This is a genomic window from Actinocorallia populi (assembly GCF_002995495.1).
GTDB lineage: Bacteria > Actinomycetota > Actinomycetes > Streptosporangiales > Streptosporangiaceae > Actinocorallia > Actinocorallia populi.
In genome coordinates this window covers 204,539-225,667 of sequence record NZ_PVZV01000005.1, presented here as the reverse complement: position 1 = coordinate 225,667, position 21,129 = coordinate 204,539, and the positions used below count along the sequence as shown (strand labels likewise).

General features: G+C 72.0%; 16 protein-coding genes, 1 pseudogene and 1 riboswitch. Of the genes and pseudogenes, 11 read left to right on the top strand and 6 right to left on the bottom strand.

The window, feature by feature from the left end; all coding sequences use genetic code 11:
- Window positions 1-245: 245 nt before the first annotated feature.
- Window positions 246-440, bottom strand: a pseudogene (locus tag C2865_RS41480) (TetR/AcrR family transcriptional regulator); the annotation flags it as partial.
- Window positions 441-1,009: 569 nt separating this feature from the next.
- Complete coding sequence (locus tag C2865_RS21110; protein WP_106400269.1) at window positions 1,010-1,543, bottom strand: hypothetical protein; 534 nt, start codon at window positions 1,541-1,543, stop codon at window positions 1,010-1,012.
- A 399-nt stretch (window positions 1,544-1,942) separates the two neighbouring features.
- On the opposite strand from C2865_RS21110, the gene C2865_RS21105 reads away from it, so the two are divergent.
- The 5 genes from C2865_RS21105 to C2865_RS21085 are packed head-to-tail and all read left to right on the top strand — an operon-like array spanning window position 1,943 to window position 7,052.
- Window positions 1,943-3,040: a glycosyltransferase 87 family protein gene (locus tag C2865_RS21105; protein ID WP_157963841.1), complete on the top strand. Its 1,098-nt coding sequence runs from the start codon at window positions 1,943-1,945 to the stop codon at window positions 3,038-3,040.
- Window positions 3,025-4,161, top strand: coding sequence for a glycosyltransferase family 4 protein (locus tag C2865_RS21100; protein ID WP_106400267.1), 1,137 nt, complete (start codon window positions 3,025-3,027; stop codon window positions 4,159-4,161). The genes C2865_RS21105 and C2865_RS21100 overlap by 16 nt, the downstream gene beginning before the upstream one ends.
- Entirely contained in the window at window positions 4,158-5,399 is a 1,242-nt protein-coding gene (locus C2865_RS21095; protein WP_198653480.1) for a sensor histidine kinase, read from the top strand. Before C2865_RS21100 ends, C2865_RS21095 begins: the two co-directional genes overlap by 4 nt.
- Complete coding sequence (locus tag C2865_RS21090; protein ID WP_106400265.1) at window positions 5,387-6,052, top strand: response regulator transcription factor; 666 nt, start codon at window positions 5,387-5,389, stop codon at window positions 6,050-6,052. The genes C2865_RS21095 and C2865_RS21090 overlap by 13 nt, the downstream gene beginning before the upstream one ends.
- Window positions 6,053-6,092: 40 nt before the next feature.
- Window positions 6,093-7,052 carry a winged helix DNA-binding domain-containing protein gene (locus C2865_RS21085; RefSeq protein WP_106400264.1) on the top strand — a complete coding sequence of 320 codons (960 nt, stop codon included), beginning with the start codon at window positions 6,093-6,095 and terminating at the stop codon, window positions 7,050-7,052.
- A gap of 24 nt (window positions 7,053-7,076) precedes the next feature.
- Here the strand turns inward: C2865_RS21085 and cobF are convergent, their stop codons facing one another.
- A complete protein-coding gene (cobF, locus tag C2865_RS21080) occupies window positions 7,077-7,850 on the bottom strand; it encodes a precorrin-6A synthase (deacetylating) (RefSeq protein WP_106400263.1) in 774 nt (257 codons plus the stop codon).
- Window positions 7,847-11,470: a cobaltochelatase subunit CobN gene (cobN, locus tag C2865_RS21075; protein WP_106400262.1), complete on the bottom strand. Its 3,624-nt coding sequence runs from the start codon at window positions 11,468-11,470 to the stop codon at window positions 7,847-7,849. Before cobN ends, cobF begins: the two co-directional genes overlap by 4 nt.
- A gap of 23 nt (window positions 11,471-11,493) precedes the next feature.
- A riboswitch (cobalamin riboswitch) is annotated at window positions 11,494-11,686 on the bottom strand.
- A 75-nt stretch (window positions 11,687-11,761) separates the two neighbouring features.
- Between cobN and C2865_RS21070 the strand changes: the two genes are divergently transcribed.
- From C2865_RS21070 to C2865_RS21050, 5 genes are all read left to right on the top strand, one after another.
- Window positions 11,762-12,739 carry a nitrite reductase gene (locus C2865_RS21070; protein ID WP_232835740.1) on the top strand — a complete coding sequence of 326 codons (978 nt, stop codon included), beginning with the start codon at window positions 11,762-11,764 and terminating at the stop codon, window positions 12,737-12,739.
- Window positions 12,740-12,812: 73 nt separating this feature from the next.
- Window positions 12,813-13,463, top strand: coding sequence for a precorrin-8X methylmutase (locus tag C2865_RS21065; RefSeq protein ID WP_106400260.1), 651 nt, complete (start codon window positions 12,813-12,815; stop codon window positions 13,461-13,463).
- The gene (locus C2865_RS21060) at window positions 13,460-14,998 is read left to right on the top strand and encodes a precorrin-2 C(20)-methyltransferase (RefSeq protein WP_106400259.1); all 1,539 of its coding nucleotides are present in this window, start codon (window positions 13,460-13,462) and stop codon (window positions 14,996-14,998) included. The genes C2865_RS21065 and C2865_RS21060 overlap by 4 nt, the downstream gene beginning before the upstream one ends.
- Before the next feature lie 98 nt (window positions 14,999-15,096).
- The gene (locus tag C2865_RS21055; protein WP_157963840.1) at window positions 15,097-16,182 is read left to right on the top strand and encodes a hypothetical protein; all 1,086 of its coding nucleotides are present in this window, start codon (window positions 15,097-15,099) and stop codon (window positions 16,180-16,182) included.
- A 165-nt stretch (window positions 16,183-16,347) separates the two neighbouring features.
- Window positions 16,348-16,929 (top strand): Uma2 family endonuclease, encoded by a 582-nt coding sequence (locus tag C2865_RS21050; protein ID WP_157963839.1) that lies wholly within the window; start codon window positions 16,348-16,350, stop codon window positions 16,927-16,929.
- Window positions 16,930-17,014: 85 nt separating this feature from the next.
- Here the strand turns inward: C2865_RS21050 and C2865_RS21045 are convergent, their stop codons facing one another.
- Both C2865_RS21045 and C2865_RS21040 read right to left on the bottom strand, forming a co-directional pair.
- A complete protein-coding gene (locus C2865_RS21045) occupies window positions 17,015-19,063 on the bottom strand; it encodes a hypothetical protein (protein ID WP_157963838.1) in 2,049 nt (682 codons plus the stop codon).
- 117 nt (window positions 19,064-19,180) lie between these two features.
- Window positions 19,181-20,104 (bottom strand): NmrA family NAD(P)-binding protein, encoded by a 924-nt coding sequence (locus C2865_RS21040; protein ID WP_106400255.1) that lies wholly within the window; start codon window positions 20,102-20,104, stop codon window positions 19,181-19,183.
- Window positions 20,105-20,205: 101 nt separating this feature from the next.
- On the opposite strand from C2865_RS21040, the gene C2865_RS21035 reads away from it, so the two are divergent.
- Window positions 20,206-20,772, top strand: coding sequence for a TetR/AcrR family transcriptional regulator (locus C2865_RS21035; protein WP_106400254.1), 567 nt, complete (start codon window positions 20,206-20,208; stop codon window positions 20,770-20,772).
- Window positions 20,773-21,129: the final 357 nt, after the last annotated feature.

Here is a 21,129-nt window from a genome sequence, read left to right as displayed (position 1 = left end):
ATGCCGGTGACCACGTCGCGGAGCGCTGTGAAGATCGTGTCGCTCTCCCCGGCCAGCTGGAGGTCAGCGGCGCTCTCCACGCGGATCGCGCGATCGAACGCCACCGCGAAGGGGTAGTCGCGCAGGAGCCGGTCGCCCTCGTCGAACACGGCCATCAGCTTGTCCAGGACGCCGTCCGCGCGGTCCGCGGCCGCGGCCAGCCGGGGCAGCGAGATCCCGGAGAGTTCGAGGAACGCGGCCTTGACGAGCTCCGCCTTGTTGGGGAAGTAGTGGTAGAGGCTGCCGCTGGTCATCTGGGCCGCCCGGGCGATCTCCCGGATGGTCGCCCGCGAGTAACCCGTTTCCGCCACGCAGCGCATCGTGGCCGCGATGATGCGCTGCCTGGTCTCTCCCCCTTTGGCGGCGACCGGCCGTCCCAGAAGCGGCGGATTTGTCGACACGGCATCCCCCGGTTCAGTGAGAACGTCCCTGAAAACACTCTACTCGGCACGAGATCATCACCACGGACATGTCCGGCGCTGCCTCTCCAGCAGGACAGGCCAGAACATAGGCGAATGGCCGCGTTCGCCCCGGAGAACTCGGCCCGCTTTTCCCGCTTCGCGTACACCGTCGAAGACAGTCGGCCGACCGTATGGGTTCTGGCGGTCGGCAACCGCCACAACGTCTACCGCCGTCTCCCGTAGAGATCGCATTCATCCAGGCGACAGCGGCATGACCCCTGGCATGCGCATCATGGACGCCCATCCCCACGAGCGATCCCGAATCGATACATGATCACCAGCTGACGACGAACCGAGCCGACAGCGGACGTGCAGCCATCTGACTGCAATCCGGTTGGGGATTCGTACCCGTGGCGGCGGGCGTCTGCCGTCCGTCCGGGCCTTACATGACCATCAGGGTGTTCTTGTGAGGCGGATGGGGCGCGGCGCCTCCGGCGACGCGCAGTTGTCGGCCGTTTCGTCGGTGTCCCGGCGGTTCTGCGGTTGGACGGTCGTCATGTCCTGTGGTCTCAGGTAAGGGTGAGTGTCGTCAGGCCGGTCGTGCCCGTCAGGCCGGTGGTGGCGCACTGCAGGAAACCCAGCTGGGGAAGGGTGACGGTCTGCAGTACGGAGCGGCCCTGGAAGCGGCCCTGGGTGATGGTGCCGGTGATCGTGGTGATGACCTGGCCGAGGACGGCGGTGCTCTGGCCGTTGATCTCGGCGGTGCTGGTGTCGCCGGTGTTCCAGGTGAGGACGCGTTCGCCTTCGAAGGAGTCGAGGAGGCCGTTGCAGCCTACGGTGACGGTGAATTCCTCGTCGTAGGAGCCGCTGGTCACCTGGTTCGCGGTGTCGAGGCACGAGGTGAACCGGCCGTCGATGGTGAAGGTGATGTCGCGTGGTGTGAGCGTGACGCCCGGGCTGTAGGCGATGGTCTCCGTTCCCTGGCATTGCAGCAGGCCGGTTTCGGTGGCTTGCGCCGCGCTCGCGGTCAGGGTGGCGGCGCCGAGTGCGGCGGCGGTGAGCACTGCGGACAGGGGGTGCGTCTTGGACTTGCGTCCGGCCATGAGGCGGGTCTCCTTCGCGGGGACGGGAACGCTGGAGGCTTTCGAGAGATCACTCTGCGCGAGGTTGCTCATACAGAAAGCTAGATACCGCCTCAGATATCGACAAGTCACACTTTTGCACCTTCGGAGAGTCGGTGAACTCGCCTCGGCCCTGATCCGGCCTGGCGGAGCTCGGAGGTAGGGCCGGCTCTACCTCAAGGTCGGCGGCCAGACCCCATGATCTCCGCGCTCTGAGGCGATTGCCTGGTATGCGACAGAAAGTGCAGCTCAAGTCGCAGATAAGGGGCACAGATGACGATCGCGACAAGGCCGCCTGTGGTGGTCCGGCCGGGACGACCGAAGAGACCGGCAGAGCGCCGGAGACTCCGAGGATGGCCGAGTCGGTATCTGGATGCCGGTGTGTACGGCGGGTCCGCCGTCTTCGCCGGGGTGACCGCGGGCGTCACCGAGTTGGAGACGCATCAGGTATGGGGGCAGATCGCGGCCTTCGCGTACGGGCTAGGGGCGCTTCTGGCGCTCCTGCCTGCAGGGCGTCGCCGTCGAGGCGTCGTGGCGGGGTCGGTGTTCGCCGGGGCCGTTCTGCTGCCGCTGGTGTTCCTCATCGGCACCGGCCAGGCGCAGCCCGAGGTGGTGGTCGTCGAGCGTTCCGGACAGCACCTGCTGGAGCACGGCACGCCTTATCTGGGGCCTGCCGAGCTGGTGGGGAGCCTCGATTACACGGCTTACAACCCCTACCTGCCCGGTATGGCGCTCTTCGGGACGCTCGGAGTGGATCCGCGAGTGGTCTTCGGGATGGTGTTCCTCGCCGCCATGGCCGCCGCCGGGTTGATCCTGCGCGGACAGGCGGTGCTTCGTCCGCTGTTGTTCCTTGCGGCCTCCCCGCTGGTGGCACTGCCGTTGGCGGTGGGCGGTGACGATCTGCCTGTGATCGGACTGGCCTGTCTGGGGCTGGCGCTGACCGTCCGGTGGCCGGGGGCGGCGGGGCTGGTACTGGGAGTCGCGGCGACGATGAAGGCCACGGCCTGGCCCGCTCTGGCGGTCTGCCTCGCCTTGGTGGCGGTCAGAAAACGTGCGGATCTGCCCGTCTTCGCCGGAGCGGCGGCCGGTGCCGTGACGTTGGGCGTCCTGCTGCCCGCGCTGGTCGATCCCGCCGGGATCTGGGCCAACGCCGTCGAGTTCCCCCTGGGGCTGGCCGACGTCGCCTCGCCCGCGGGGAGTCCCCTTCCCGGACATCTGATCGCCGGCCTCGGTCCGTACGGGCATGCCATCGCGGTGGCCGCGCTCGCGGGAGCCGCGGTCGCCATGGGCGTCTGGCTGGTCGTCCGCCCGCCCCGCTCCGTCGGTGACACCGTGCTGCGCCTCGCGCTCGGGCTGCTGCTGGCGGCCCTGCTGATGCCCGCCACCCGGTGGGGCTACCTCATCTACCCGGCGCTCCTGGCCCTGTGGGGATGGACGGCCACGTGCCGGACGGAGGACGAGCCGTGCCCCGCTGTTTGATCGTCACCAACGACTTCCCGCCGCGGCTCGGCGGCATCGAGACCTTCGTCCACGAGGTGGCCCGCCGGTTCCCCGCCGACGAGGTGGCCGTCTACACCTCCGCCGAACCGGGTGCCGAGGCCTTCGACGCCCGGCTGCCCTTCCCCGTGGTCCGTGACCGCTCCCGCACTCTCCTTCCGACCCCACGCGTCGCGCGTACCGTTCGTGAGTTGGCCGCCGTCCATAAGTGCGATGCGGTCTGGTTCGGGGCGGCCGCGCCGCTCGGGCTGCTCGCGGGACGGCTCGGCGGGCTGCCGTCGGTCGCCACCACCCACGGCCATGAGGTGTGGTGGGCCACCGTGCCCGGTGCCCGGCGGGTGCTGCGGCGCATCGGCGAACACAACGACACCGTCACCTACCTCACCGGCTACACCCGTTCGCGCATCGTCGGCGCGCTCGGCCCGCACGCCCGGACGACACGGCTCGTCCCCGGTGTGGACGGCGAGGTCTTCCGGCCCGGCGCCGACGACGGGTCCGTCCGCGAGCGCCACGGCCTGGGCGGCAGACCGGTCGTCCTCACCGTGTCGCGGCTCGTCGCCCGCAAAGGCCAGGACCTCCTGATCCAGGCGCTGCCCCTGGTCCGGCGGACGGTCCCCGACGCCACCCTGCTGATCGTCGGCGACGGCCCACAAGAATCCCGGCTCCGCGCGATGGCCGAGCGGTTGCCGCCCGGCGCCGTGGTGTTCGCCGGAGCACTCCCCCACGCCGAGTTGCCGCCCTATTACGCCGCCGCCGACGTGTTCGCCATGCCGTGCCGCTCCCGGCGGCTCCGGTTGGAGACCGAAGGACTCGGCATCGTCTTCCTGGAGGCCGCGGCGGCCGGGCTGCCCGTGCTGGCGGGTGACTCAGGCGGCGCGCCCGAGGCGGTGCGGGACGGCGAGACCGGCCACGTCGTCACCGCCACCTCGGTGCCCGCGATCGCCGACCGGCTCGTCGAACTGCTCACCGACCCGGCGAAACGCGACGCCATGGGACGGCGGGGACGGGAGTGGGTGCGCGCCGAGTGGAGCTGGGACCGCTCCTACGAGCGCCTCCGTGACCTGCTCGAACGCTCTTCGACCTCCCTTAGGGTCGTTCCATGAACGTCTGGCGGGCCATGAAGCGTCATCCTCTGCGCTTCGTGTTCTCGTCCTGGCCGTGGCGTTCGCTGGCGTATCTCGCCACAGGGCCGGTCGTGGCCCTGGTCTGGCTGACCGTCGTCGCCGCGATGCTCGTGGTCGGCGTGGTACTGACGCCGCTGGTGGTCGGCATCGGGGTGCTGGCCTGCGTGCCGCTGACGGCCGTCGTGCTCGCCGCCGTCGAGCGGCGGCGGTTGCGCTGGCTCGACCCGCGCCCTGCCCCGTCCGCCCACCGCGCTCCGGACGGGACGGGCCTGCGCGCTCTGGTGCGCTTCCGGCTGCGTGAAGCCGCCACCTGGCGCGAACTTGGATACGCGCTGCTGTTCACCGTGCTGGCGGCCGTCGATCTGTTGGTGCCGTTCGTGATCATCGTCGGCTCGACCGTGGCGGCGGGCGCTCCCTACCTGGTGGCGAACGGCGACCGGATCATGTACGGCTCGTTCGCCACGGTGGACGAGCCTGCGGAGGCGTGGTTGCACTCCCTGCTGGGCGTCGCCATCGCGCTGGCCGGCTGTTACGTCTTCGCCGCACTGGCCGGGGGACGCGCCGCCCTCGCCCGCGCCCTGCTGGTGCGGCCCGCGACCGAGGAACTGGTCGAGGTACGGGCGTCGCGGGCACGCCTGGCCGACGCGTTCGAGGCCGAACGCCGCCGCATCGAACGCGACCTGCACGACGGCGCCCAGCAGCGGCTCACCGGCCTGATCATGACGTTGGGCCTGGCCAGGCTGGACGGCGCCGCGCCGGACCTGATCGGCAAGGCGCAGGCGGAGGCGCGTGCCGCCCTGGAGGAGCTGCGCGACCTCGTCCGCGGCATCCACCCCTCCGTCCTCACCGACCGCGGTCTGGGCGCGGCGGTGGAGTCCCTGGCCGAACGCTCCCCCGTACCGGTGGACGTCGACGTCGAGCTGCCCGAACGGCCACCGGAACCTGTCGAAGGCGCCGCGTACTTCGTGGTCGCCGAGGCGCTGGCCAACGTGGCCAAGCACAGCGGGGCCTCCTCGGCCCGGGTGAGGGTCCGCCGCGATGGCGACATCCTCACCGTCGAGGTGCACGACGACGGGGAAGGCGGCGCCGAGCCCGCCAAGGGCGGCGGACTGCAGGGCCTGGCCGACCGGGTCTCCGTCCACGACGGCACGCTGCGGCTGTCCAGCCCGCCCGGCGGCCCTACGATCCTTCGGGTGGAGATCCCATGCGCATCGTGATCGCCGAGGACTCGGTCCTGCTGCTGGAGGGCCTGAGCCAGATCCTCACCCGGTTCGGCCACGAGGTCGTGGCGGCGGTGACCGACGCCCCCGGCCTGGCCGCCGCCGTCGCCGAGCACGAACCTGACGCCGTGGTCACCGACGTCAGGATGCCGCCCGGCTTCCGCGACGAAGGACTGCGCACCGCTCTGGCGCTGCGGGCCGAACGTCCCGGCCTGCCGGTGCTGGTGCTGTCGCAGTACGTCGAGCAGTCCTACGCCGCCGAACTGCTGCAGACCGGCGGCGGCGTCGGCTACCTGCTCAAGGACCGGGTCGGCGAGGTCATGGAGTTCGTCGACGCCCTCGAGCGGGTCGCAGCGGGCGGCCTCGTCATCGACCCGGAAGTGGTGCGGAGCCTGCTGTCGCGGCGACGCGAACGCTCCCCGCTGGAACGCCTCACCGAACGCGAACGCGAGGTCCTCGGCCTCATGGCCGAAGGCCTGTCGAACGGCGCGATCGCCCGCCGCCTCGTCGTCAGCGAGGCCGCGGTGGTCAAACACGTCGGATCGATCCTCGCCAAACTCGACCTCCCGCCCGCCCCCGACGACCACCGCCGCGTCCGCGCGGTCCTGGCCTACCTGCGCGACGGCGGCGGACCGACAACGGAAGGCTGACCGCCGCGGGCATGGTTCTCTCTTTTCTTCAGGAGGCCGTATGAACATTTTTCCCTTCGCGGTGAGGGCGGTCTCCCAGTTGCTGCACCGGCCTGCTCTGGGCGGGGTCGTCGAGGTCGTCCGCAGGCTGCTGGCCGTTCAGGCGCAGGACGTCGCGGCGTTTCCGCTGGCCTTCCGGGCGCGGATGGACGGTGTCACACGTGACGAGGTCGACGCCGTTCGGGAGGAGCGGTCGGTGCTCAGGTGCTGGGGGCCGCGCGGGACCCTGCATCTGGTGGCGGTCGAGGACGCGGGGTGGTTCCTGCCTCTCGTGCGGGGAACGGCGGCGGCTTCACTGCGCCGCCTGCGTGAGCTGGGCCGGGAGACGTCCTATGAGGACGCCTTGTGCCGGGTCGGCCGGGCCTTGGACGGGCAGGGGCCGTTGACGAAGGCCGAGCTCGGGGCGCGACTCGGGGAGGAAGGGCAGGCGATCGTCCATTTCGCCGCGCTCGGGGCGCATGCGGGGCTTGTCGTGCTGGGGCCGGAACGCGGCGGCAAACCCACCTATGTGCATACCGTCGACTGGCTGGGGGCTCCGTTGCCCGAGGTGCCGGCGGACGGGGAGAAGGCGCTGCGGGAGTTGGTCCTGCGTTATCGGCGGGCCCACCACCCGTGTGCTCCGGAAGATCTCGCCCTCTGGTCGGGGCTGCCGCTGCGTGCCGTCCAGCGGGCTTGGCGGGAGATTCCCGAGCCGTCCGTGCCGGAGGTCCCCAGTTCTTTCGTCCGGCTGCTGCCCGCCTACGACGAGTACCTTCTCGGCTGGGGCGAGAGGCCCGTTCCTGAAGTCCGCCGCCGGGCCGTGCACCCTGGTGGCGGCGTCCTGCGGCCCGTCGTCATCGCCGATGGGCGGATCGTCGGGATCTGGCCCGGGGGACGGCTCGAATTGTGGGAGCCCGTCGACTGTTCCGCCGAGCTCGCCGACATCGCCAGGTTCCGGGAGCCGTCCCGCCTCGTCCGTTGAGCGTATGGGCGTGCGTGTTCCGTGTCAGGGGCGGGGAGCGGGGGTGCGGCGCAGGAGGTAGGTGTCCATGACCCAGCCCGCGGTGGCTTTGACCTGGGTGCGGGCGCTGACGATGTCGTCCATGGCCTGGTCGAGGGGGCCGGAGGCCACGGCTTCTTCCGGGGAGCCCAGGTTCGCGCCCCACCAGATGTGCCAGGCGGAGAGGTCGGGGAGGACGCGGCAGCGGAGGGCTCCGTCGAGCATGACGACGAGGTTGTCGTTGCCCGCGGCGGCCTCGGCGGGGAGGCGGCGGCCGGTGGTGACGGTGAGGGAGGTGCCGATGTCGTTGAGGACGAGGCGGTGGCGGGCTGCGAGGAGCTGGAGGCTGCTCACGCCGGGGATGACGTCGTAGTCGAAGGAGACGTTGCCGCGGGCCAGGACGCGTTCGACGACGCGGATGGTCGAGTCGTACAGGGAGGGGTCTCCCCACACGAGGAAGCCCACGTCGCCGGGGTGCTCCAGCATGGCCTGCTCGTAGGCGGCGGCGCGGGCCTCGTGCCAGTCCTCGACGGCGCGGCGGTAGTCGGACGGGTCGTCGCGGTCGCGTTCGGGGTCGCGGACGGTCACCACGCGGTATTCGCCGGGGAGGTGGCGGCGGCAGATCTCCTCGCGGGCGCGCAGGAGCCCGTCCGTTCCCGCGTGGTCGGCGGACTTGTCGGGGACGAGGAAGTAGGCGACCTCGTTCATCGCGCGGACGGCTTCGGCCGTGACCTGGTCGGGGTGGCCGGGGCCGATGCCGATGATGCGGACGCGTCTCATTCGGCGTCGTCCTCCAAGTCGCCTTCGACCTCGAGGTAGACGCGGCGCAGTTCGGCCAGAAGCGCCGCGTCGGGGGCCTCCCACAGGCCGCGTTCGGCCGCCTCGTCGAGGCGTTCGATGACGCTGCGCAGCGCCCACGGGTTGGCGCGGCGCATGAACTGCTGGACGTCCTCGTCGAGGACGTAGCTGGTGGCGAGGGCCTCGTACATCCAGTCGTGGACGACGCCGGCGGTGGCGTCGTAGCCGAAGAGGTAGTCGACGGTGGCGGCGAGTTCGAACGCGCCCTTGTAGCCGTGGCGGCGCATCGCCGTGATCCAGCGCGGGTTGACGACGCGGGCGCGGAAGACGCGGGCGGTCTCCTCGGCGAGGAGGCGGGTGCGCACCGCGTCGGGGGCGGTGGAGTCGCCGATGTAGGCGGCGGGCGCCTTGCCCGTCAGCGCGCGGACGGTGGCGATCATGCCGCCGTGGTACTGGAAGTAGTCGTCGGAGTCGGCGATGTCGTGTTCGCGGGTGTCGATGTTCTTGGCGGCGACCGTGATCCGGCCGTAGTTGGCGCGCAGGTCCTCCTCGGCGGGGGCGCCGTCGAGGCCGCGGCCGTAGGCGAAGCCGCCCCAGGCGGTGTAGACCTGAGCGAGGTCGGCGTCGTCGCGCCAGTTGCCCGCTTCGATGACCTGGAGGATGCCCGCGCCGTACGAGCCGGGCTTGGAGCCGAAGATGCGTGTGGTGGCGCGCCGTTCGTCGCCGTGGCGGGCCAGGTCGACTCGGGCATGGGCGCGGACGTAGTTCTGCTCGTCGGGTTCGTCCAGGTCGGCGACGAGGCGGATGGCGTCGTCGAGGAGCGCGATGACGTGCGGGAACGCGTCGCGGAAGAAGCCGGAGATGCGGACGGTGACGTCGATGCGGGGGCGGCCGAGCTCCTCGAGGGGGATGACGGTGAGGCCGTTGACGCGGCGGGACGCCTCGTCCCATTCGGGGCGGACGCCGATGAGTGCCAGGACTTCGGCGATGTCGTCGCCGGACGTGCGCATCGCCGACGTCCCCCACACCGACAGGCCGACCGAGCGCGGGTACTCGCCGGTGTCGTCCAGATGCCGGGCGAGCAGGGACTCCGCGATGGAACGGCCCGTCTCGTAGGCGAGTCGGGACGGCACGGCCTTCGGGTCGACGGTGTAGAAGTTGCGGCCGGTCGGCAGGACGTTGACCAGGCCGCGCAGCGGCGAGCCGGACGGTCCGGCGGGGATGAAGCCGCCGTCGAGCGCGTGCAGGACGGCGTCGAGCTCCCCGGTCGTGGCGGCCAGGCGCGGGACGACCTGCCCGGCGGCGAACTCCAGCACCTTCGCCACGGTCTCGTCGTCCCGGCCGAGGCGGGCGCGGACGAGTCCGGGGATCCGCGCGGCGTCCCAGCCCGCGTCCTCCAGCCCGGCCACCAGGGCGCGCGCCGTCTCCTCGACGGCGTCGACCTCGGCGGCGGGGGCGTCCTGCTTCAGGCCCAGCGCGGCGCGCAGGCCCGGCAGCGCCCTGGTGTCGCCGCCCCAGATCTGGGTGGCGCGCAGGATCGCCAGCACGAGGTCGACCCTGGTCGAGCCCTCCGGCGCCTGGCCGAGCACGTGCAGGCCGTCGCGGATCTGCGCGTCCTTGATCTCGCACAGCCAGCCGTCGACGTGCAGGAGGAAGTCGTCGAACTCCTCGTCGTCGGGGCGCTCGTCCAGGCCGAGATCGCGGTTGATCTGCGCCTGCTGGAGCAGCGTCCAGATGCGGGCGCGGATCGCGGGGAGCTTGGCCGGGTCCATGGACGCGATGTTGGCGTGCTCGTCGAGGAGCTGTTCCAGCTTCGCGATGTCGCCGTAGGTCTCGGCGCGCGCCATCGGCGGCACCAGATGGTCGACGATCACGGCGTGGGCGCGGCGTTTGGCCTGCGCCCCCTCGCCGGGGTCGTTGATGAGGAACGGGTAGACGAACGGCATGCTCCCGATCGCGGCGTCCGTCGCGCACGCCGCCGACAGGCCGGCGTTCTTGCCGGGCAGCCACTCCAGCGAGCCGTGCTTGCCGAGGTGGACGACGGCGTGGGCGCCGAAGCCGCGCTCCAGCCAGCGGTAGGCCGCCAGGTAGTGGTGCGAGGGCGGCATGTCGGGGTCGTGGTAGATCGCCACGGGGTTCTCGCCGAAGCCGCGCGGCGGCTGGATGAGGATGACGATGTTCCCGGCGCGCAGGGTGGCCAGGACGAGTTCGTCGTTCTCGTTGACGAACAGCGTGCCGGGGGCCGGGCCCCACGCCTCGGCCATCGCGTCGGTGAGCTCGGCGGGCAGGCCGGAGATCCACTCGCGGTAGTCGGCGGCGGGGATGCGCACGGTGCTCTCGGTGAGCTGGGCGTCGGTCAGCCACTCCTCGTCCTGGCCGCCCGCCGCGATGAGCGCGTGGATGAGGGCGTTGCCGGAGGTGGTGTCGGGGTCCTCGCCCTCGACGGGCGGCAGCGGCTCCAGGCCGGGGATCTCGCCGGGGCCGCCCAGGTCGTAGCCGTGCTCGCGCATCGCGCGCAGCAGGCGGACGGCGGAGACCGGGGTGTCCAGGCCGACGGCGTTGCCGATGCGGCTGTGCTTGGTCGGGTAGGCCGAGAGCACGATCGCGATGCGGCGTTCGGCCGGGGGGATCCGGCGGAGCCGCGCGTGGGCGGTGGCGATGCCCGCGACCCGGGCGGCGCGTTCGGGGTGCGCGACGTAGCGGGGCAGGCCGTCCTCGTCGAGTTCCTTGAACGAGAACGGCACCGTGATGATGCGGCCGTCGAACTCGGGGATGGCGATCTGGGTGGCGGAGTCCAGCGGGGAGACGCCGTCGTCGGAGCCCTCCCACGCCTCGCGCGACCACGTCAGGCACAGCGCCTGCAGGATCGGGACGTCCAGGGCGCGCATGCGCTCGACGTCCCAGGCCTCGTCGTCCCCCCCGGCGCTCGCGGTGGCGGGGGCGGTGCCCCCGGCGGCGAGGACGGTGACGATGAGCGCGTCGAACGCGGCGAGGTCGGCGTAGAGGTCGTCGGAGGCCGAACGCAGCGAGGAGACGTAGAGCGGCACGCCGACGGCCTCGCCGGTCGCGTCGATGGCGTCGGCCAGGGCGTGCGCGAAGCCGTTGTTCCCGCTGGTCTCGTGGGCGCGGTAGTACAGGATGCCGATCTTGGGCAGGCCGCCCGGCGGGAGCTCGCGCGCCGCGTACCCCCACTCGGGGACGGCGGCCGGGGGCTCGAAGCCGATGCCGGTGAGCAGCACCGTGTCGGTGAGGAACGCGTGGAGCTGGGCGAGGTTGCCGGGCCCGCCCTGGGCGAGGTACCGGTGCGCCTCGGCGGCGACGCCGACGGGGACCGACGAGAGGCCCATCAGCGCGGCGTCCGGGGTCTGCTCGCCGCCCAGGACGACGAACGGGGCCCCGTGCGCGGCGACGGCGTCGAGCCCGTCCTGCCAGGAGCGGGCGGTGCCCAGGATGCGGACGACGACGAGGTCGGCGCCGTCGAGGAGGGCGGGGAGGTCCGCGGAGACGTCGAGCCTGGACGGGTTGCCGAGCGTGTAGGCGGCGCCGGAGGCGCGTGCCGACAGCAGGTCGGTGTCGGACGTCGACAGCAGCGTGATGCGCATTCTTCACTTCCAGACCCTCGTGGAAAACATGACGCACCCCGGCCGGTCTCCTGGCTCACGCTTCAACGCCGCACGACCGGCCTTCCCGGACCTTCGTCCAGTGGCCCCGACGAGACGGGCTCGTCGGCGAGAGTCGTACGACTCGGCGTTCACAGTGGCGAGGGCCGCGCCGGATTCACACCGGACTTCCCGAACACCAGGGCACCGGCAATGTACCAGCGCCCGAACCCTCCCTTCGCATCCGCTCTGCTGATTCACGGGGCATTCGCGGTGCTGTGGCACCATGGCGCCGTGATCCGAGACCGAGCCGACCGCTGCCCCGGCGTGTTGCGACCGTGGATCGCCGACGACGGAGCACTCATCCGGCTGCGTCTCGTCGGCGGCCTGGTCGACGCCGCCGCGCTGCGCGGGATCGCCCAGGTCGCCGGGCTTTTCGGCGACGGGAACCTGCACCTGACCACCCGCGCCAACCTGCAGATCCGCGGCGTCGCGCACACCGGCGGGCGACTCGCCGACGAGGTCGTCGAGGCGATCCGCGCGACCGGGCTGCTGCCCAGCCCCGCGCACGAACGGGCCCGCAACATCCTGGTCTCCCCGCTCACCGGCCTCGCCGGCGGACGCGCGGACCTGCGCCCCGCCGCCGCGGAACTCGACCGGCTGCTGTGCGCCGACCCCGGCCTGGCCGCGCTGCCGGGAAGGTTCCTGTTCTGCCTCGACGACGGCCGCGGCGACGTGGCGGACCGCGACCTCGACCTCGGCCTGTCCGCCCTGGACGGCTCCCGCGTCCGGCTGCGCGTCGGCACCGGCCACCTGGGGCCGATCGTCCCCCTCGCCGACGCCCCGGCCGCGCTGATCTCGCTGGCCCGGACGTTCCTGCGCGTGCGGGGCGCGGGGCCGTCCGCACCCTGGCACGTGGATGAACTACCCGAAACCGGACGCGAGCTGTTCGAGACGGCCACCCACGACCCGCGACCCGACGGCGAGCCGCTCGAGGAACCACCCGTCTCCGGGTCTCGACGCCAGGGCATGCCGCCGGGCAGCACACGCGCGGACCTGCAAGAACACGCCTTTCGGGATCCGCGGACCCGACCGTCCGCACCCCCGCCTTTCGGCATGATCCGGCAGGACGACGGCCGCCGCGCCGAGCACCTCGCCGTCCCCGACGGGCTGCTGCCGGCCGTCGAGGCGGTGCGGCTGGCGGCACTGGGGCCGCGGCTCATCGTCACGCCCTGGCGCAGCGTCATCGTCCCCGACCTGGACCCTTCCTGACCCCAGACCGCATCGTCCCGGTGGATTCCCGTCTCGTTCGGAGGGCGCGGGTCTCCACGTCCAAGGAGTTCTCATGAATCCGACTCGCCCCGCCAGGCGGTTCGACTACCTCACCGACGGGGCCGCGATCTACGTGGACTCGTTCGCGACGATCCGCGCCGAGAGCGACCTGTCGCACCTGCCGGCCGACGCGGAGAAGGTCGCCGTACGCATGATCCACGCCTGCGGGCAGGTGGACCTCGCCGGCGACCTCGTCGTCCACGAACGGCTGGTGTCCGCGGCGCGCGCCGCGCTGGAGGCGGGCGCACCGATCCTCACCGACGCGCACATGGTCGCCTCCGGGGTGACCCGGGCGCGGCTGCCGAAGGACAACGAGGTGCTCTGCCTGCTGCGCGACCCGCGCGTCCCCGAACTGGCCCGCGAGTGGGGGACGACGCGCTCGGCCGCCGCGGTGTCGTTGTGGGGCGACCGGCTCGAGGGGGCCGTGGTGGCGATCGGGAACGCGCCGACCGCGCTGTTCCACCTGCTGGAACTGCTGCTCGACGGCGCGCCGCGGCCCGCCGCGATCATCGGCGTCCCGGTGGGATTCATCGGGGCCGCCGAGTCGAAGGAGGCGCTGGCCTCCTTCGAGCTGGACGTGCCGTTCCTGACCGTCCGGGGCAGACGGGGCGGCTCCGCCATGGCCGCCTCGGCCCTCAACGCACTCGCACGGGAAGCCGAATGACCGGAAAGCTCTACGGGGTCGGCGTCGGGCCGGGCGACCCCGAACTCCTCACGCTCAAGGCCGCGCGGCTCATCGCCGAAGCCGACGTCATCGCCTACCACGCCAAGTCCAGCGGGCGCTCCAACGCCCGGCGCATCGCGGCCGGGCTCTTCCCCGAAGGGGTCGTCGAGGAGCGGCTCACCTACCCGGTGACCACCGGGAAGACCGACCATCCGGGCGGCTACGCGGGGGCGATCGCGCAGTTCTACGAGGAGTCCGCCGCGCGGCTCGCCGCCCACCTGGAGGCGGGGCGCGACGTCGTGCTGCTCTCCGAGGGCGACCCGCTCTTCTACGGCTCGTACATGTACATGCACGACCGGCTCTCCCCGCGTTTCCCCGCCGAGATCGTACCGGGCGTGACCTCGGTGTCGGCGGCGACGGCGGCGATCGCCAGCCCCCTCGTCCGGCACACCGACGTCCTGACCGTCCTGCCCGGCACCCTGCCGGTGCCCGAGCTGGCCCGCCGCCTCGCCGACACCCAGGGCGCGATCATCATGAAGCTCGGCCGCACCTTCCCCGGCGTGCTCCAGGCGCTGACCGAGGCGGGCCGCCTCGACGACGCCCTGTACGTCGAACGCGCCTCCATGCCCGAGGAGTGCTGGCGCCCCGTCCGCGACGTCGACCCGGCGTCCGTCCCGTACTTCTCCGTCGTCGTGGTCACCGGCGACAGCGTGAACGGCGTCCGCGCCACCAGCGCCCCCGCCGCCCGCCTGGCCGGCACACCCGCCCCCGCCCCCTTCCCCGTCGAGGCGTCCGAAGCCGCCGAACTCCTCGTCGTCGGCCTGGGTCCCGGCCCGGACGAGTGGCTCACCCCCGAAGCCGCCGAGGCCCTCGCCTCCGTCGACCACGTCGTCGGCTACGCCCCCTACGTCAACCGCATCCCCCAGCGTCCCGGCCTGCAACGCCACGCCAGCGGCAACACCGTGGAGGTCGACCGCGCCGCCCACGCCCTGCGCCTGGCCGCCGCCGGGGAGCGCGTGGCCGTGGTCTCCGGCGGCGACGCCGGCGTCTTCGGCATGGCCTCCGCCGTCTTCGAGGCCGCCGAGCACCCCGACCTCCGGCACGTCTCCATCCGCGTCGTCCCCGGCATGACCGCCATCCAGGCCGTCGCCGCCAGAGCCGGAGCCCCCATCGGCGGCGACTTCGCCGTCATGAGCCTCTCCGACCGCCTCAAGCCCTGGCCCGTCATCGAGAAGCGCCTGCGCGCCATCGCCGAGGCCGACCTCGTCCTCGGCGTCTACAACCCCGCCTCCCGCTCCCGCACCACCCAGGTCGCCGAGGCCCAGAAGATCCTCCTGGAGCACCGCTCCCCCGACACCGTCGTCGTGGTGGGCCGCGACGTCGGCCGCGCCGAGGAGTCCCTGACCGTCACCACCCTAGGCGAGCTCGACCCCGCGTCCATCGACATGAAATGCCTGCTCATCATCGGCGCCCGCGCCACCAGGCTCACCCCCTCGGGCCGGGCCTGGACCGCCCGCTCCGTCCCGGCGGACTGAGGTCCGTGCCCTGTGTGACCGCCCGGATCCGCGCGCGGGGAACAGCGGCGACCGGGTTCCCGATACGAAGAGGTTTCACATACGGGAAGATGCCGATCATGTCGCGCAGCAAGCTCCTGCTTCCCCTCGTGCTCGTCACGGCCCTCGCGCCCGTCGCGCCTTCCCACGCCGCTCCGGCCTCACCGTTCAAGGTGCTCAAGAAGGTGGACGGAGTGGCGAGCCGGATCATCATGACCGGCGCGAAGTCCGGGTTCGCCTTCTTCGTCGGAGGCGAACCCCAGAAGCCGCTCGCCTACCGGTGGAACGGCAGGACCTGGCGTTCCACGCCGCTGCCCGGCGGGTTCGACGACGCGCTCAACCTCGAGGTCGAAGCCGCCGCTTCGGGACCTTCCAACGTGTGGACGCTGATGTCGACCCACGACGGGAACTACGGGGAGGCACGAAGCCGGGTGGTCCGCTGGGACGGGCGGCGCTGGTCGAAGGCCCGTTCCTTTCCCGGCATGCTGCTCGAGCAGATCGCGGTGACGGGCGGAAAGGACGTCTGGGTCTTCGGCACGGACACCAGAGCGAAGAAGGACAAGGCCTGGCACTACGACGGCCGCGCCTGGCGCGCGAAGACCGTGCCGGGCCCGCAGGCCTCCCACCTGATGGTCCGGTCGGGCGCGGGCCGGATCTGGGCGATCGACTGGTTCAGCGGCCGCCGCCTGTTCCGCTGGACCGGAACCCGGTGGAAGGCCGTCAAGGTCACGCTGCCCGGCGGCGCCTCCCGCTGGGAGACGACGTCCCTCGACGTCCAGGGCGAGCGCGTCACCGTCGGTTTCTCCACGAAGCGGTCGACCGAAGACGGCACCCCGTTGTCGGGTGAAAGCCGCATCGTCTCCGGGAACGGCCATCGTTGGCGCGTCGAGAAGCCCGGCCCGGCCCGCCCCAAGGTCCTGCAGGTGGCCGTCCCGGACGGCCGCGGCGGCATGTGGGCCCTCGGCTCCGACCCCGCCGGGTTCAACGAACCCGACCGCCTCTACCACCGCACCGCCAAGGGCCGCTGGAAGACCCGCGCCCTCCCCTACGGAAACCTCAACACCCGCCCCGACGACCTGACCCGCCTCCCCGGCTCCACCCGGCTGATCGGCGTCGCGGGCACCTACCTCGTCCACGAGTACGGCCGGATCATCACCACCCGCTGAAAGAAAAGGAAGCCATCGCCGTCATGCTCCAAATCCGCAACTGATGAGGTCGATGCCTTCCCGCTCTCCAACGAATCTGTAATCACTCGGATACGGATTGGCATGGTCGGGATAGTGTGGCCGCAGCCCGCGAACCGACGAGGGGACGTTGCTACCGTGACCATCATGGCGAGCCGAGATCTGCCCGACGTTCAGCAGGCGTTCCGGGAGCTCATCGTCCCCGAGGGCTTCCGAGCCGAGTTGATCGATGGAGAGATCATCTTGTCGCCTTCAGGCCGCCGGTTGCACTGGCGTCTCATCAGCCGGATCACGGCGCAGCTCGCCCCGCTCACGGAATGGGAGTGCGTCACCGAGCAGACGATCCAGCACCCGAGGTTCACCGATCTCCCCGAGCCCGACCTGGCCGTCCTCCCGTACACGGATGAGCCCGCCGACGACGATGCCTACCATCCCGCCGACGAGGTCGCCTTCGTCGTCGAGGTCGTCTCGCGGAGCAACCCTCACAACGACGAGGTCCGCAAGACCGACGTCTACGCCAGGTTCGGCATCCCGCTCTACCTGATCGTCGACCCGTTCAAGGGAAGGTGCGTCCTGCGCCTCGCCCCGCGAGGCGACGACGAGACCATGGGCCCGACCTACACCGAGCACCGCGTCTTCCCCTTCGGGGAGCCGATCGAACTCCCGTCCCCCCTGAACGTCACCCTGGACACCAGCGCTTTCCGCACCTACGGTCCCCCGTCCACCTGAGACGCGGCCCAGAAAGACCGCCTGGCCCGGGACGGCTTCGAAGGCCCATGGGCGGCGCGGGCCGTTCTGTCAGGTGGGGGCGGGATCAGGGGACGGGTTCCAGGGGTCGTGGGGCCGGCTCGGTGGCCGTGACGTTCAGGGTTCGGGTGGTGGCGGCGAGGGTGAGGGGGAAGAGGACGGTGATGCCCATCGCGAGGACGGAGAGCCCGGAGTCGTTGACCAGCGTGCCCACGACCAGGGTCGTGAGGGCTCCCAGCAGCCCTGCCCGCAACAGCGGCGCCCGGGTGAGGAGGTCCTTGGCCGGTCCCCGGAGGACGAAGACGAGGAAGAGGACGGCCAGGAGGGTCAGCGGGACGAGCCGGGGGTTGGTGAAACTGTGCGCCATGACGGTGAGCTTGCGCTCGATGACGGGGAGGGCGTCTCCGTGCAGCAGGTCGTTGACGAACCGGCCCATGTGGGTGCGGTCGGCGGCCGGGCGGAGGCGGTCGGCGAAGGCCACGGCGAGCACACCGGCCGCGGTGGCGATGGCCAGCCCGGCGAGTTTGGCGGCCGAGACGCGTCGGCGTGAGGCGAGGAGGAGCGTCACGGCCAGGCCGGGAATGAAGGCGATCATTCCGCCGAAGTCGCTGCCCCACAGCGGGAGCCCGTCCAGGAGCGCGGCGCACAGGCCGAGACCGGCGATCACGCCGAGGGCCGTCCCCGGCCGTCCCCGGTCGTGCGCCCGCTGCGCGAGGACCGACGCGGCCAGCAGTGTCGCGGTCGTCAGGACGGCGAATCCGACGTTGCCGATGCCGAAGTAGCGCCAGCCGCCCAGATGCGAGTAGCCCATGAAGCTGTTCACCTGGAGGTTCATCCCGAGAAGCTGGTCGGCGGCCAGGACCGCGGCCGACAGCCCGGCCACCGCGAGGACGGGCGCGAGCGCCGAACGCCGCCGGGTGAGCGCGAGCGCGGCCGCGGTGATCAGCACGTCGCAGAGCAGGACCCCGGCGACCAGGGCCGCACCGGGGTCGGCGGACAGCGGCGGGTCGGCCCAGGGCAGCAGGTTGACCAGGAAGGTCGAGGCGGGCAGCGCGGCGGCGGCGAGCGCGGCGGCCCTCAGCACCGGCAGCCAGCGGCCGCGCCGCCACAGCGCGACGGCGCCCAGGGCGTAGACGGCGTAGAGCGCGACGACCACGCCCAGGTGGAAGCCGGAGGAGACGCGCTTGAGGACCTCTCCCTCGGACGCCTGGACGTTCAGCCGGCGGATCTCCTCGCCGAGTCGCTCGTGCGGGCCGCCGGTGGAGCGCGCCGGAGTGCCGACGAGGGTGTCCGGGGCGGGGATCCCGGCCGCCGCCAGCACCGTGGCCGTGAGATCGGGAAGGATCATGAGGTCGGGCTGGCGGGTGGAGGCCGAGCCCAGTGAGCGGCGGTCGAATCCGCCGCCGGAGGCCAGCACGGCCCGGAGGCGGGGAATGCCCCAGCGGTCGGACAATCCGGCGACCAGCACGGTCGTCCCCGCGGGGATCCGGGCGAGCAGGACGCCGACGGCCGCGTCCACCCGGCGCACGACGTCGCGTCGCCGCTCGCCCCGGGCGGTGACGAGATCATCGAAGCCGATCAGGGTGACGGCGCAGTCCGTCACGTTCGCGGCCGCCGGATCGGCGGTGTAGCGGTCGATCCGGCCGGAGCCGTCGGCCCCGCCGAGCGCCGCGCCGGGACCGGCGGCCGACACGCAGCCGCCCGACCGGTGGACGGCGTCCCCGAGCAGGCCGATCCTGGCGGGGAAGCCGAGGGCGTCGACATACCTGCCGATCGAGGGAACGTCCTCGACCACGGCGCCCGGCCCGTCGGACCGGGCGGTCGGCGTCCCGGCGCACAGGCCGGTCGCGGCGCGGCTCCCCGAGGAGACCGTCGCCCAGCCGTCCGGAAGGCAGGTGCTGCGGCCGATGGACTTGGCGGACAGCAGCCCGATCGCGCTGCGGGCGGCCAGCCGCCGCAGATGGGGCGCCCGGCCGGTCTGGAAGTCGGTCCACCGCAGCGACGGGACGCCGATCAGGACGACCCGGCCCTCCCCGGAGGCCGCGGCGGGTGCGGGCGCCCAGAGCAACGGGAGGACCGCCAGGACGGCGATCATCAGAACCGCGACACGCTTCACCCAGAACCCCACATCTCCGGCAAACGGCTGAGCCTATCGAGGCTCGGAGAAGAAGGATCACGGAACGGACGTCGCACCGGGCGGTCCTCTCCCGGCCGGGTGAGGCCCGGAGGCGTGTCAGGCCTGGGCTCGCATGTGCTGCCGGGCCCACTCCTCGAAGCCGGTGAGCGGGATGCCGAGGGCTCTCGCGTACCGGGGGCGGCCCGGCTGGCCCGCCACGTTGAGCCACTCGTGCGAGGCGCCCATCGCCGGCATTCCGGCGGCGAGTGCCTCTTCCTCGGTCATGTCCGGCGCGGACAGCGGTGTTCCCAGAACGCGGGAGAGGATTTCGGCGATCTCCGCCATCGACAGGTGGTCGCTCGCCAGCTCCAGCTCCACCCGGTCGAAGCGCTCCGGTGCAGCGACGGCCGCGGCGGCGGCTCTGCCGATGTCGTCCACCGCGACGAGGGACAGCCGGGTCTGGGGGTTCAGGACGCTCACCAGGCCGCCCTCGATGCCGCGCGGGAACAGGAACCCCATGGACGGCAGGAAGTTCTCCATGAAGAAGCCCGGCTTGAGAAGCGTCCAGTGGGCGAAGCCCGCCGCGCGGAGCCGGTCCTGGATCTCGCTCTTGGCGGTCATGCTGGGTTCCACCGAGGCCCAGCGGCCTTCGGCCCAGCCGGGAGTCGCGGTGTGCTGCCCGGCGCCGGTGGCCGAGGTCTGCACGAACTGCGGCACCCCGGCGGCCTTCGCGCCTTCGATGAGATTGATGCCCTGGACCACCTCCCCCGCGAAATCGAAGCCCTCCTCGGTCACGGCGGCCATCTGCACGGAGAAGACGGCGCGGACGCCCTCGGCCGCCCGGATCACGGAATCGCGGTCGTGAAGGTCGCCGGTGACCAGTTCGGCGCCGAGGGCCTCGACGGCCCGGGCCCGGTCCGCGGCCGGATCGCGTACCAGCGCACGGACGGGAACGCCCCCCGCGAGCAGGGCGCGGGCGGTGGCCCCGCCCTGCCTTCCGGTGGCACCGGTGACCAGGACGGGTGCGGAAACTTCGGACATGACGCTCCTCGAGTGCTCTCCCACTAAACGGCGGGGCCCGCCGTTTATGTTCCGGTACGATATGGCGGGCCCCGCCGTTTAGCAAGCCAGGAGGTGAAGCCATGCCCGACAACCGCCGTGCAGACGCCCGCCGCAACTACGCGCGCATCCTCGCCGTGGCCGAGGAGGAGGTCGCCGCCCACGGTTTCGGCGCCTCCCTGGAACAGATCGCCCGCACCGCAGGAGTGGGCTCGGCGACCGTGCGCCGGCACTTCCCCACCCGCCGCGCGTTGCTGGAGGCGGTCTCCCAGAGCCGCATCGAGGCCCTGTGCGTCCGCGCCCATGACCTGACCGGCAAGGACGACAGCCGGAACGCACTCCTGGAATGGCTGAGCGACGTCGTTTCCTACTGCGTCACCGCCCGGGGACTGGCGGCCGCACTGACCTACGACGGCGCCGAAACCGACCCGGTGCACGAGAACAGCTGCTCGGCAGCACTGGAGGAGGCGGCAGGCCCCCTGCTACGCCGTGCCGTACAGGACGGCGCGGTAACGGCGGGCGTCACCGTCACCGATCTGATCACCCTGATCGTCGGCATCGTCCTGGCCACGGAGCACTACCCCGACCCCGCCACCCAGGCCCACCGGCTGTTCCGACTGTCCGTGACAGGCCTGAGCCCGCAAAATTGAACCCGCCCCGCCTCCCGAGACCGACCCGAGCCTGCAGACGTACGGCCGCCGGCCACCACCGATTCCCCGATCTCCGAGCTTCCCCGGCCGCACGACCATCCCCACCCGCTGACAAAAGAACCCGGCGGAGATGTCCGCTTCGGCCTCGGCCAGTCCTCGGCCCGCCACCGTCACCGCGTAGGCGAAGACCTTCGGGTGGCAGTCGTCGTACAGGGCGGTGAAGCGCTCTGCGGCATCCAAGCCGTCCCCTTTCCCCGGTTCTGTCCTGGGTAGTGCGCGAGGATGGCACATTCTTACGGGGCGGTGGCGGCTTTTCGGCGGTCGGCCGCGGGCCGCAGGGCATGCGCGGCGGCCTCG

Coding starts and splice junctions, on each gene's coding strand:
- C2865_RS21110 (WP_106400269.1), bottom strand. CDS start 1,543: ATGGCCGGACGCAAGTCCAAGACGCACCCCCTGTCCGCAGTGCTCACC.
- C2865_RS21095 (WP_198653480.1), top strand. CDS start 4,158: ATGAACGTCTGGCGGGCCATGAAGCGTCATCCTCTGCGCTTCGTGTTC.
- C2865_RS21090 (WP_106400265.1), top strand. CDS start 5,387: ATGCGCATCGTGATCGCCGAGGACTCGGTCCTGCTGCTGGAGGGCCTG.
- C2865_RS21085 (WP_106400264.1), top strand. CDS start 6,093: ATGAACATTTTTCCCTTCGCGGTGAGGGCGGTCTCCCAGTTGCTGCAC.
- cobF (WP_106400263.1), bottom strand. CDS start 7,850: ATGAGACGCGTCCGCATCATCGGCATCGGCCCCGGCCACCCCGACCAG.
- cobN (WP_106400262.1), bottom strand. CDS start 11,470: ATGCGCATCACGCTGCTGTCGACGTCCGACACCGACCTGCTGTCGGCA.
- C2865_RS21065 (WP_106400260.1), top strand. CDS start 12,813: ATGAATCCGACTCGCCCCGCCAGGCGGTTCGACTACCTCACCGACGGG.
- C2865_RS21060 (WP_106400259.1), top strand. CDS start 13,460: ATGACCGGAAAGCTCTACGGGGTCGGCGTCGGGCCGGGCGACCCCGAA.
- C2865_RS21055 (WP_157963840.1), top strand. CDS start 15,097: ATGTCGCGCAGCAAGCTCCTGCTTCCCCTCGTGCTCGTCACGGCCCTC.
- C2865_RS21050 (WP_157963839.1), top strand. CDS start 16,348: ATGGCGAGCCGAGATCTGCCCGACGTTCAGCAGGCGTTCCGGGAGCTC.
- C2865_RS21040 (WP_106400255.1), bottom strand. CDS start 20,104: ATGTCCGAAGTTTCCGCACCCGTCCTGGTCACCGGTGCCACCGGAAGG.
- C2865_RS21035 (WP_106400254.1), top strand. CDS start 20,206: ATGCCCGACAACCGCCGTGCAGACGCCCGCCGCAACTACGCGCGCATC.